This window comes from Streptococcus sp. SCPM-O-B-15277 (M60) (assembly GCF_058200335.1).
This window is the reverse complement of the sequence record NZ_JBYQGR010000002.1, coordinates 299,200-312,114: the sequence shown is the minus strand read 5'-3', so window position 1 is coordinate 312,114 and position 12,915 is coordinate 299,200. Positions and strand designations below refer to the sequence as shown.

Here is a 12,915-nt window from a genome sequence, read left to right as displayed (position 1 = left end):
CCCTCTTTACTTTAATTTCTCAAGATTTGGAATAACACCTAAAAGCGAGAGGTGCATCACTTCTTCGATATCTTCTGGACGCTTCACTCGATCATCCAACAATTCAACTAAAAGCACGATAACCGTGACGAATCCTACACCTGCTATAGTGGCCATCATTGTATTGCGACGAATATTTGGTGAAGATGGCGATGTTGCTGGTCTTGCTTCCTCAAGTGTGGTTACATCCGATACTCTTGTTACAGAAATGATTTTCTGAGCCGCTACTTCTCTGAGCGCATTGGCGATACGACTCGCTTCCTCAGGGTTACCATCTCGAACTGAGATGGATACGATACGCGTATCTGCAGGAACTGTTACGGAAACTTTCTTCCCAAGAGTTTTCGCATCCATCGTTAATTTTTGATCAGCCACCACTTTTTCAAGAACATCCTGAGAAAGGATGATTTCACGGTAGTCTTTTACCAGATAAGCACCTGCCTGCAAATCTTGGTTGGTCAAGCCAGGCTTATCTGCTTGGTTACGATTGACAACGTAGATGCGGGTAGTACTGGTGTACTGAGGTTTGATCACAAACGAGCTATAAGCAAAAGCTACTAGGCCTGCTATTATTGCAGTTAAGACGATGAGGAATTTACGTTTCCAAAGCACTTTTACCAATTGAAATACATCAATTTCAATTTTGTCTTGTTCTTTCATAATTTCTCCTAAATTAGTTGGTCATTTATAATGTTTGATGGGTTTGTTTCAAAAAGCTCACGAGCTTTTCCTGCTCCGTATTTTTTAGCAATAAGCTCATAAGCTTCTTTCATATAAGGCGGACGATTATCCAGATTATGCATATCGCTAGCCACTACATGAACTAAGTCCTTGTCCAAGAAATACCTAGCACGTTTTTTCATAAACTTGTAGGTGTCTCCGAAAATACGTGGCTTCAATACACTCGAACTATTAATCTGCATATAGCAGCCCATATTGATGAGCTCTCTAACCTTTTTCTCATCGTTTTCCAAGGTGTGATAGCGCTCAATATGAGCAACCACAGGTGTAATCCCTAACATGAGAACTTTGGATAAAGCGCTATGAATGTCTCTGTAGTGCGTATTCATACTAAACTCAATCAAAGCATAACGACTTCCATTGAGTTTTGGGATGATGTTTTGTTCAAGTTTCTCTAAAACATCACTTGAAAAATAAATCTCAGCTCCGTACACTATCTTCAAATCCGGTGCAATTTCTTGAGCCAACTGTTTGACTTCGCTAAAATTAGCTGCAATTTTGTCCTCTGGTGTTTCAAACATCCCTTTTCTACGATGAGAGGTCGAAACAATAGTACGAACACCTTGTGCGTAAGCTTCCTCTAGGAGAGCCTTGCTCTCAACTCTATTTTTAGGTCCATCGTCAACATCGAAAACAATATGTGAATGAATGTCAATCATCTTATTTTCCTTCCATGGTAGCCTTAATGGCTGCTTTAACAGCTTCCAAGCTTGTTGGATCGATTTCTAACATGTAAAGATTGCTATCTGGCATGGCGTAAGACGGAAGACCCATACGTCCAGTCCCTTTCAGATCTTGATTGGTAACGGTATATTTTCCACCGCTTGCCAACTGAGTATTGACAAGACTAACCATTGTTTCTGGTGGCATATTGGTCTGGATCGAATCCTGCAAGCTTTGAATAATGCTGTCATAGTTTTTCAGAGATTCCGCTGAAGTCAATTTCTGGATAATAGCCGCAATGACTTTTTGTTGGTTACGACCACGATCACCGTCACCATTAGCAAGCGAATAGCGTTCACGAACAAATCCCAAAGCTTGCTCAGAATCTAAATGAACATTGCCAACTGGGAAATGGTATTGTCCGTGACGCGATGTGAACTCTTGGTCGTTATAGACATCCACGCCTCCGAGAAGGTCAATCAACTTCAAGAAAGACGTGAAATTGAGACGGGCATAGTAGTTCAAGTCGATACCATAAAGATTTTCTAAGGTATGGATAGAAGCATCTACACCATAGATACCTGCATGCGTCAACTTATCGTTTTGGTTGTTTCCCCCATCTGCAATAGGGACATAGGCATCTCGAGGAGTTGTCGTCAAGAGAATCTTCTTAGTATCTTGATTCACTGTCATGATGATATTGACATCTGAACGGGAAACAGAACTGATAGGACCATAGGTGTCAATACCGCTGATATAGACATTGAAAGAATTTCCTGTAACCGCCTTAGGTGCTTCCACTTTCTTAGTCAAATCCTTGGTATAGATTTTCTTGATCTTCTTAGCGTAGTCAGGATATTCCTGTTCAATCAGATTTTCAAAGACGCCGTTTAAGACAATCGCTTTGGTTTCTCCGTCTAACAAACTCTTATAGGCTGCTAGGTAAGAAGAAGCTTTCTCGACTGCCAATTCCTTGCTTTGAGTTGTTTTAATATCATCTATCAATTTTTGGATATTCTCAGCATCTGTTCCTGTTGGAGCAGTTACACTGGAAAGCTGAGAAACATTATTGATTTCACTGTCTGCTAGCACGGCCACACTCATAGTGTAGCTTGAATAATTTGACGTTGCATTAAATTGATTGGCAATACCGATAAAGCGATTTACAGCTACCAAAGCTAGAGAGCTGAATAAGACCGATAGCAATAGCACTATCAAGGTAAAAATTTTGGCTTTTTGTTTTACTATCAGCAACAGAGACAATAAAGCGATAAGAACTAAAACAACTGCCAATATAACATTAAAATAGCTAACTGCTAAAATCTGATATCTAAAAATCAGAAACAATAAAAAAGAAGCAAGAACAGCATAGATTAGCAACAAACCTACATTTAAACTCTGCTGGAACTTACTAGATTTTCCTTTTTTAATACGTCTATTTTTCATGGAACACCTCTTCAAAACATTTTAATTTAATTATATCATAAAATGCCTCTTAAGGCTATCAATACTGGTCAAGGAAGCGCTTACTTTTTTGAAAGCATTTGCATTTTTTATATTTACTATAGTTTTTGATGCTTTTTATGTTTTCAAAACACAATCAAAATAAAAAATAGAGCTTTTGAAAAGCTCTATTTTTTATTATTTAACGTGACTTTCGAATTCTTTTTGACTCTTTTCGACTGAATTTTTACGTTCTTGTTCCCATTTGGCTTTGGCTTCGTCAAATTGAGCAGTTGTCACCACTTCTGTTTGCAATCTCATATACTTGTAGTTGCTTCCAGTTCCTTTAATACCAACTAATGAGTAAGCACGTGTAAATGGTGTCACGCGTGTCACCGAAGCCCCACCACCATTTGACACAACTGGGATTAGAAGAGAACTATCAATCAACCAAGCTTGTGCATCTGCATAGTTTTCATAGCGTTTAGCAACATCTGTATTTTCTGCATCTGCTGTTTTTAATTTTTGAGTATATTGGTCCAAACCTAGACTAGTAATCTTACCTGCGTCTTTGCTTGGATCAAGTCCTAAGATTTTGAGATAGAATCCATCCTCAGCATTGAAAGGATTGAGGTAAGTTGAAGGATCTTGGTAGTCAGCTGACCATCCATCCAAGTTCAAATCATAATCATGATCTGCTGGAGTTGGAGCTTGAACCGTTGCATTTGTATAATCATCCGTAGACAATTGGATAACATCAACCACAACATTTTCAGAACCAAGTGTTGATTCGATTGATTGCTTGATTGAGTTTGTTCCTGCAAGCAAGGTCTTATTAACTTGATCCACTGGCAAGTCCAAATGAATTGGGAAAGTTACACCTTGGTCTTCTAATTCTTTTTTAGCCTCTGCAAACTGAGCTTGTGCTTTTTCTTTATTGAAGTAGCCGTCTTGAGCATCTTCAAGATTCATATTTGACCATTGTGTGCCATAGTTGACCAATTTTGAAGCAACTGTTTCACCAAAAGTCTTGTCACCTACTTGCACGAAAGTTGGTGGCACAAGCGTGTTACGAAGAGTATTTTTAGCCGCTTCTTCACCGTTTGATTGAGCTGAGTATGCTGTACGGTCAATAGCAAAGTTGATGGCCTGACGGAAGTTTTTATTCAAAACTGCAGCTTGAGTTGCCTGTTTTTGATCGTCGCTTGTTTTCGCAGTGTGGTTATAAGCACCACGGTTAACGTTAAAGTTGTAGTACCAAGATGTCGCATCTTGCAAGCTATAGACGATGTTGTCCTTGTATTTTTCCTTGGTCTTCGCAAAGTTCGAACTGTTTGGATAAACACCTGCAGATGAGTAGGCACCATTTTCGAAGTTACGGATTGTCAAGTCTTGGTCTGAACCGTCAAAGTACGCCAATTTTACCTTTTCAATCGTTACTTTTTCTTGATCATAATAATGTGGATTCTTCACATACTCAATAGATGACTTAGATGTAAAATCTCTTAACAAATATGGTCCGCTATAAAGAATGCTATCAGGTTTCAATGTTCCGAAGTCTTTACCTTTAGAAGCTAGGAATTCTTCATTAACTGGGAAGAGGATGCTATTAGTTGTTTTAGAGTTCCAGAATGGTTCTGGACGTGTCAAAGTATATTGGACAGTGTAATCATCTATAGCTTTAACACCAACATTTGAAAAGTCAGTATTAGCACCTGTTACATAATCATCCAAACCCTTGATAGAGTTCTGAATCAAATCGAGAGCTTGCCCCTTGTTGTCAGCAGCGTATTTGATACCAGTTACAAAGTCTTGTGCTTTAAGGGGAGCGTATTCTTCACCGTCAGCTGTAAACCACTTGGCATCCTGGCGAAGTTTGTAGGTATAAGTTAAACCATCCTTCGAAACACTCCAATCTTCTGCAAGAGCAGGAATGAGATTCCCATAATTGTCATTTTCAAGCAAACCATCTACTAAGTTGGTAATCACACTAGTATTGTCACCAGAATAATCCAAAAGGTAGTTGAAGGTTGTTGGATCTGCACCAAATGTTGACGAATAGGTTTTAGCATCTGTTGCGGATTTCCCACATGCAGTCAATAAGACCGCAGCAGCAAGTGTCAATCCCGCTCCAATCAATCGTTTTTTGAGTTTCATGATTCAACTTCTCCTTATATGTTAGGTTTTATAACATAAGATGATTTTATCAAATTTTATCCTAAAAGTAAAGTTATTTAATTTTTTGCTACCCGTCACTAAGATGAAAAAAAGAAAGAAACCCAGCATAAAAACTGGATTTCTTTCAGTATTGTACAGATTATTTAACGTGGTTGGCTAACTCTTTCTGATACTTGGCATTAGTTTCAATTTTCTCTTTTTGCCATTTCTTGAGAGCTTCTTCGTATTCTTTAGCGGTTACAATATCATTTTGCAACTCTAAACCTTTGAAGACAAATGGATCACCCTTGATTCCAACCTGAGAGTAGGCTTTTGTAAATGGCACTGTACGACTCACGGTCGGAGAACCACCTGAAGATGCTACAGGGATGAGGAGTGAGCTATCAGATACCCAAGCTTGTGCTTTGGCATATTTTTCATAGCGTTTGTTCAGATCGCTCGTTTCAGATGCTGCATCGTCCAAGAGCTTCTTGTATTCATCAAGTCCAACTTGAGCCATCACTTCTGGATCTTTACCTTTTGTAATACCCAAGTGTTTAAGGGCAGATCCCTTCTTAGCATCTAGGATATTGAGATAGGTAGCTGGGTCTTGATAGTCTGGTCCCCAACCAGTTCCGTTCAAATCGTAGTCTTTTTGAGAAGGAACCTTGGCTTGAGAAGTAATACTCATTTTTTCATTATCAGTCATTTGAAGCACATCGATGACGACATTTTCACTTCCAAGTGCTGCTTCGATAGACTGTTTAAGAGAGTTGGTTTGCTGTACAGCGATGACATCTGTTTGCTCAACTGGAATATCCAAGTGAATAGGGAAGGTTACACCCTTGGCTTGCAATTCTGATTTTGCTTTTTCAAAGGCAGCTTTTGCTTTTGTTGGATTGTAAAGAGTATCCTTACCATCTGTCAACGCTACATCTTTCCACTGGTCTCCGTATGTTACCAATTGCTCTTGAGCCAGTTCACCGAAGGTCTTTTCACCAACCTGAACAAAGTCATAAGGTACAAGACTGGTACGGATAATCTTGTCTGCACCCTCTTCACCATTCATCTGCGCAGAGTATGAATGACGGTCAAGGGCAAAGTTGATTGCCTGGCGGAAGTTTTTATTGAGAAGTGCTTCTTTTGTAGAAGTCTTTTGCGCTTCGTCTGTCTTGGCTGTTTTATTGTAAGACTGACGATTTACGTTGAAGGTAAAGTAATAGCTAGTCGCTTCTTGCGGGCTATAAACAATTTTGTCGCCGTATTCTTTCTTAGTTGAATCAAAGCTTGAACTAGTTGGGAAAAGGCGTGCTGTTGTATAGGCCCCTGATGCAAAGCTACGAATCAATGATTCTTGGTCAGAACCATCGTAGAAAGTAAGCTTGACGTGGTCAATCTTAACATTGTCTTTGTCCCAATAATTTGGATTTTTTTCGTACTCAATGACTGATTTTGAAGTGAAGTTCTTCAAAATATATGGTCCATTGTAGAGAATACCTGAAGGAGCTGCTGCACCATAATCTTTACCTTGTGAATTTAGGAATTCTTCATTGACTGGGAGCATAGTCGCTGTTGTTACCTTAGAATTCCAGAAGCTTTCTGGTTGATTCAAGGTATATTGAACAGTGTAGTCGTCAACTGCTTTGACACCGACAGTCGAGAAGTCATTTGTTTCACCGCTAACGTACTCTGCCAAACCTTTGATAGAGTCTTGGATAAGTGTAAGGCCATCTGACTTACCATCAGCAGCATGCTTCAAACCAGTCACAAAGTCTTGAGCCTTGACCTCGGCGTACTCTTCACCTTCAGAAGTATACCATTTGACACCTTTGCGTAGCTTGTAGGTATAGGTCAAACCATCCTGTGAAACCGACCAATCTTCAGCAAGAGATGGAATCAAGTTCCCGTATTTGTCATTTTCCAAGAGTCCGTCGACCAGGTTAGCGATGACGTCTGATGTCGAACTTTTACTAGTTACGCTATAGTCCAATGTTGTTGGATCAATGGCATATACATATGAAAATGTTGTAGGAGCATCTGCTTTTTTCTCAGTCTTGCTACAAGCTGCTAAAAGAAGAGCTGCACTCATCGTTATCCCTGCTACTGCGAGCAACTTTTTCGATTTCATCGGTATTCTCCTTTAAAATACTATTTTTCACCATTATACCCTATTTTTTTATAAAAGCAAGGGTTTTCATGGCATTTTTTAGAAAATTCAAAATAATATTTTTTAAAGAAATTTCTATACTTATTTTAGAAAAAACTCAAGCATCTTAGATACTTGAGTTTTTAGGTTTAATTGTCTAATTCGACACAGAATGCATCCCATGGGGCTAGTCTTAGTTGTTCGAGTTTTTCTTGAACCTCGGTATTCGCAACTAAGATTGATTTTAGAACTCCATCAAAGTGAAATTCTTGTTCTTGACTTGAGAGGTTAACGACTACTAGGAAACGGCGTTTCCCATCCTTGCGAATATAGGAAAAGATTTTCTCAGCTGTTTCTAATAATTCAAAGTCAGCTTGAACCAACCAGCTGTTCTCCTTGCGAAGTTGGACTAGTTTTTGATAGGTATAAAAGATAGAATCTGGATTTGCTAAAGCCTCTTCTACATTTATCTTCGCATAGTTTGGATTAACTCCCAACCAAGGCTTCACATTTGAAAATCCAGCATAATCGCTAGCATCCCATTGCATTGGGGTACGGGCATTGTCTCGCCCTACTGTACGAATACTGTCCATAATTTGCTCGAGTGGAACACCTTGCTCAAGCGCTTCTTTGGCGTAGTTGACAGACTCAATATCTTCAACTTGCTCCAAGCTTTCAAATGGGAAATTGGTCATACCGATTTCTTCACCTTGATAGATATAGGGTGTCCCTCTCATCAAGTGAAGTAAAATCGCAAAAGCCTTGGCTGACTTCTCACGGTATTGGCCTTCATCACCCCAGATAGAAACGATTCGTGGAAGGTCGTGGTTATTCCAAAATAGGGAATTCCAGCCCTCTTCAACTCCTAATTCTGTCTGCCATTTATTGAAAATCTCTTTTAATTTCCCAACATTTAGCTCTTTTTGGTACTGCCACTTAGGTTGTCCTTCCTGATACTGAAGACAGATATGTTCAAACTGGAAGACCATAGACAACTCTTGACCTTCTGGATTCGAATATTTCTTGGCCTCTTCTGGATTTGCCCCCCAAGTTTCCCCTACTGTCAAAAGGTCTTTGCCGCCGAAAGTAGCCTGATTCATTTCCTTGAGGTAGGGATGAAGCATGGGACCATTGTTGACAATCTTCTGGTCAGGTATCTTCCCAATCATGTCAATAACGTCCATACGGAATCCACCAATCCCTTTATCAATCCAGAAATTCATCATCTCATAGATTTTATGACGGAGCTCTTCGTTTTCCCAGTTGAGGTCTGGTTGTTTCTTACTGAAAAAGTGTAGATAGTGTTGACCCGATTTTTCATCATATTCCCATGCAGAACCACTAAAAGTAGAGGTTAAATCATTGGGTTTATCTCGCCAAATATAGTAGTCACGTTTGGGACTTTGAGGATTTTCACACGCTTCAATAAACCAAGCATGCTCATCGGATGTATGATTGACAACCAAATCCATAATGATTCGAATATCTCTTTTTTTAGCTTCAGCAATCAGCTCGTCCATGTCTTCCATGGTTCCAAAGATAGAAGCAATGTCTTGATAATTGGCAATATCATAACCATTGTCATCCATAGGGCTATCGTAAACTGGCGAAAGCCAAATTGCTGTAATCCCAAGCTTAGCTAAATAATCTAACTTGCTAGTAATTCCAGGCAAATCACCAATTCCATCCCCATTACTATCCTTAAAACTTTTAGGGTAGACTTGATAGACTACGGCATTGTGCCACCATTTTTCTTGCATCTTTTCACCTCATTATTTTAATAATCTATGGTCTATGATAGCGCTTTTCATAATTTTATGCAAGCGTTTGCTTTATCTTTTTTTCTTACTTTTGTGACTCTCTAGTTTCTTATCTTCTATTTTTTTTATATAATAGAAAACAGAGGTAAAAAAATGAAAAAACAAGCTTTTAGTTCTGAAAAATATTTGAATCTGCAACGCGACCATATCTTGGAACGCATCAACCAATTTGACGGCAAGCTCTACTTGGAGTTTGGAGGCAAGATGTTGGAGGACTTCCACGCTGCCCGTGTCCTTCCTGGATATGAGCCGGATAACAAAATCAAACTCTTGCAAGAGTTGAAAGAACAAGTCGAGGTTGTGATTGCCATTAACGCTAGCAATATCGAGCACTCAAAGGCTCGTGGTGACTTGGGTATTTCTTACGACCAAGAAGTGCTTCGTTTGATTGATAAATTTAACGAATTGGGAATCTTTGTTGGTTCTGTTGTTATCACACAATACGCTGGTCAACCTGCTGCAGATACATTCCGTAATCAATTAGCTAAAAATGGGATTGACTCTTATCTCCACTACCCAATCAAGGGTTATCCGACAGATATGGACCATATCATCTCTCCTGAAGGTATGGGGAAAAACGACTATATCAAAACGAGTCGCAATTTAATTGTCGTGACTGCTCCTGGACCTGGTTCAGGTAAGTTGGCAACTTGTATGTCTAACATGTACCACGACCAACTGAATGGCATCAAATCTGGTTATGCTAAGTTTGAAACCTTCCCAGTATGGAACCTTCCACTGCATCATCCGGTTAACTTGGCTTATGAGGCTGCTACTGCAGACCTTGACGATGTCAATATGATTGACCCATTCCATCTACAAACTTATGGAGAAACTACCGTCAACTATAATCGTGATATCGAAATTTTCCCTGTTCTCAAGCGTATGCTCGAACGTATCTTGGGTGAATCTCCTTATGCATCTCCAACTGACATGGGTGTAAATATGGTTGGTTTTGCAATCACTGATAACGACGCTGCAGTTGAAGCATCAAAACAAGAAATTATTCGCCGCTACTACCAAACCGTTCTCGATTTTAAAGCTGAAAAGGTTGCTGAATCTGCTGTCAAGAAAATTGAACTTCTCATGAACGACCTTGGTATCACTCCAGCAGACCGCAAGGTAGCTACAGTTGCTCGACAAAAAGCTGAAGAAACAGGCGGACCAGCTCTAGCACTTGAGTTACCTTCTGGTGAAATCGTCACTGGTAAGAATTCAGAACTCTTTGGTCCGACAGCTGCTGCTGTGATCAATGCTATTAAAAAGTCAGCTAACATCGATGCTGAAACAAAATTGATTGAACCAGAAGTGGTGAAACCAATCCAAGGTTTGAAAATCAATCACTTAGGCAGTCGCAATCCACGTCTTCATTCTAACGAGATTCTCATCGCTCTTGCAATTACAGCTATGCAGAATCCTGATGCAGACCGTGCTATGAAAGAACTCGGAAATCTCAAAGGTAGCGAAGCTCATTCTACGATCATCTTAACGGACGAAGATAAGAATGTTCTCCGTAAATTAGGAATTAACGTAACCTTTGATCCCTACTACCAATACGACCGTTTATATCGTAAGTAGATTGAAAACTAGTAAGAACTTCTTATCAAGTATCACCCCTCTTCGATAGACTTCGAATCTCTCTTAAGGGGTGACTTTCTTTTATGCTAGAATTCTGACAATCTCCAATTATCTTCTTTTCTAATTATTCTAACATTACTTCGGGAGTTTATTAAAAATGAGAGAATTACTCAGTCAAAAAGAGCAAAGGCAATTAAAGATTTTAGAATATTTGTTTGAAAATCCTGATTGGATTTACCTGGATGATTTATCTAAAACCATTGGACACAATGCTCGCATCATTAAAAGTGATATCAAAGAATTACGTGAAATCTTTCCTGATTTTGATATTCGACACTCAACTGCGGGGATTATGATGGTGAATACGAAAAATAATGGCATCGAGCGAATTTACCAATATTTTTTACAGACGTCTGAGTATTTTCAAATTTTAAAAGCATTTTTCCTGTTGGACAGCCCCTTTACCTATGAGCATCTTGCCGAATTTCTGGATATTTCCCTTCCTTCTTTGAGAAAGAAAATTGCGGATATCAATAAGACACTTGATGGAACTTACCGCTTTAAGCTCAAGGTAACCCCAATCTCTATTATTGGAGATGAAAAAGATATTCGATTTTTCTTCTCCCAATTTTTCCACGAAGCTTATAATTTTCTGGACTGGCCCTTTGAGGAGGTTAAGGAAGAAAATATAAATGATTTTGTCTCTTTCTTCATCAATTTGGCGAAATTCCCTGCAAAATATCAAAATCTTTACCAAATCAGAACGCAGGCTACAGTCGATTTGCACCGAATGAAGAGAGGATATTTCGTTCAGTTATCGAAACAAAATATTTCCTGGTTAAATCCTATTTTCGACCAACTACCCGATTTTCAGCATCAGTTACAAGAATTGGCCCAAGGACTTAACATTGATATCAATCCGGAAAATCTCTATCAAATCTTCAGTCCATTTGCTGAACCTAGCCTCTTCTTCACAGTCGAAGACTTTCTAGCTGCTCGTCAATCTGACGAAAAAGTTAATTTGTCCTATCATGCTGCACGAGACATTCTGGACAACTTAACTCGAAAATTTGGCGTCCAATTTTCAAATACGGATACTTTAATTTGGAACTTGCACAATACTGCCTTACTCGAGCGAAGAGAAATCAACTCCGAATCGATCATTTCACAAAATAAAGACTATACACTTGGAAAGATTAAAAAATTCTTCCCTAATTTTTATGAAGCAACAGTCTTTGAAATGATGCGCTATAAGAATATTATGGGACAAAAGGAGAAGATACCTGCTCTTTCTCACCTGATTTACACCCTATTTACTCACGCAGAGGGGCTTACAGATCAATTATTTGAACATAAAAAGAAAGTCAAAGTCTTAGTTCTCAGTGAGTATGACTTTGCTCATCCAGAATTTTTGATATCTCTCTACGAATTCCATACTTCAAATAACATCCAGTATGAAACTTGGGATAAAGAAACCCTAAATATCGAAGAAATTAGGCAAAGTGACTATGACGCTATTATCACTAATTTTGATATTAAAGAAATCGATAATAAGCGAATCATGAACATTAGCCGACTATCTATCCTGCAAGTTGTCAACGAACTCAATAAGAATTCCATGCAAGATTTATAATTTTAAAAACCTCCTAGAAAACATCTAGGAGGTTTTTATGAATCTCTGTTTTTCTCAAGAACCATGAGCCAATCACATTATTCAAAATCAACAGTCTTATTCTTAATCACAAGCTTGGTATGAGCTGTTATATATTGTCGGTCAAGGGTTGTTGTAACTTCCCCTTCACCATTTATAATATGCCAAGCTCCGTCTTTATGAACAACCATAGCAACTTCTTGTTTGTTTTTATCTTCATTCTTAACAGCCAAGGCATAGGCGTCATCGACCCCTTCTAGCAAGAGTTCTTTGTTGCTACTGAGTGTCAGTAGATAATAGGCTCCATCTCGAACACCAATATCGTATTGTTGATTCACAAATATGGTTTTGTCGTAGCTAGGTCCTGGTTCAGAAGTTCCTGATCCATTCCCAAGAATACTTTTAAAAGTATCCTTTTGTTTGTCTGACTCTGCCTGTTCTTGGGATTTGATAAATTCCTGAACTGCAGCAATCTTTTCACTCTCTTGTTTCTTTGAAGCTCTCATTTGATGAATCACGACAGTTCGAATCAAAAATGAACTGGCAAACAGGAGTCCTATGATAGATGAAATTTTCCCCTTTTTCATTTCCGCTCCAATTTCCTTATACTTCACTATTTACTACTTTTCTATAGTATAACAAGATTTTGCTAGGTTGACAAGAAAAGTTGGAGTTTA

The 12,915-nt window shown here is 38.8% G+C and carries 9 protein-coding genes; 2 read left to right on the top strand and 7 right to left on the bottom strand.

The genetic code is table 11. From position 1 onward, the window contains the following. Nucleotides 1-6: 6 nt before the first annotated feature. The 6 genes from AC3E9F_RS04940 to AC3E9F_RS04915 all read right to left on the bottom strand — a co-directional run bounded on the left by AC3E9F_RS04940 (nucleotide 7) and on the right by AC3E9F_RS04915 (nucleotide 8,949). A complete protein-coding gene (locus AC3E9F_RS04940) occupies nucleotides 7-699 on the bottom strand; it encodes a capsular polysaccharide biosynthesis protein (protein WP_263394412.1) in 693 nt (230 codons plus the stop codon). 8 nt (nucleotides 700-707) lie between these two features. Continuing rightward, nucleotides 708-1,439 carry a capsular polysaccharide biosynthesis protein Cps4B gene (gene cps4B / locus AC3E9F_RS04935; protein WP_263394411.1) on the bottom strand — a complete coding sequence of 244 codons (732 nt, stop codon included), beginning with the start codon at nucleotides 1,437-1,439 and terminating at the stop codon, nucleotides 708-710. Between the two features lies 1 nt (nucleotide 1,440). After that, nucleotides 1,441-2,889 (bottom strand): LCP family glycopolymer transferase CpsA, encoded by a 1,449-nt coding sequence (gene cpsA / locus AC3E9F_RS04930; protein WP_263394410.1) that lies wholly within the window; start codon nucleotides 2,887-2,889, stop codon nucleotides 1,441-1,443. A gap of 195 nt (nucleotides 2,890-3,084) precedes the next feature. After that, nucleotides 3,085-5,043, bottom strand: coding sequence for a peptide ABC transporter substrate-binding protein (locus tag AC3E9F_RS04925; RefSeq protein WP_263394409.1), 1,959 nt, complete (start codon nucleotides 5,041-5,043; stop codon nucleotides 3,085-3,087). A gap of 160 nt (nucleotides 5,044-5,203) precedes the next feature. Continuing rightward, the gene (locus AC3E9F_RS04920) at nucleotides 5,204-7,171 is read right to left on the bottom strand and encodes a peptide ABC transporter substrate-binding protein (RefSeq protein ID WP_490672874.1); all 1,968 of its coding nucleotides are present in this window, start codon (nucleotides 7,169-7,171) and stop codon (nucleotides 5,204-5,206) included. 167 nt (nucleotides 7,172-7,338) lie between these two features. Beyond that, nucleotides 7,339-8,949: a glycoside hydrolase family 13 protein gene (locus AC3E9F_RS04915; RefSeq protein ID WP_263394407.1), complete on the bottom strand. Its 1,611-nt coding sequence runs from the start codon at nucleotides 8,947-8,949 to the stop codon at nucleotides 7,339-7,341. A gap of 153 nt (nucleotides 8,950-9,102) precedes the next feature. On the opposite strand from AC3E9F_RS04915, the gene AC3E9F_RS04910 reads away from it, so the two are divergent. Beyond that, nucleotides 9,103-10,587, top strand: coding sequence for a DUF1846 domain-containing protein (locus AC3E9F_RS04910; RefSeq protein WP_263394406.1), 1,485 nt, complete (start codon nucleotides 9,103-9,105; stop codon nucleotides 10,585-10,587). A gap of 157 nt (nucleotides 10,588-10,744) precedes the next feature. Next, nucleotides 10,745-12,220: an AcpB/EbpR/MafR family transcriptional regulator gene (locus AC3E9F_RS04905; RefSeq protein WP_490672873.1), complete on the top strand. Its 1,476-nt coding sequence runs from the start codon at nucleotides 10,745-10,747 to the stop codon at nucleotides 12,218-12,220. A 77-nt stretch (nucleotides 12,221-12,297) separates the two neighbouring features. On the opposite strand, the gene AC3E9F_RS04900 is transcribed toward AC3E9F_RS04905, so the two are convergent. Continuing rightward, nucleotides 12,298-12,825 (bottom strand): hypothetical protein, encoded by a 528-nt coding sequence (locus AC3E9F_RS04900; RefSeq protein ID WP_214262754.1) that lies wholly within the window; start codon nucleotides 12,823-12,825, stop codon nucleotides 12,298-12,300. Nucleotides 12,826-12,915: the final 90 nt, after the last annotated feature.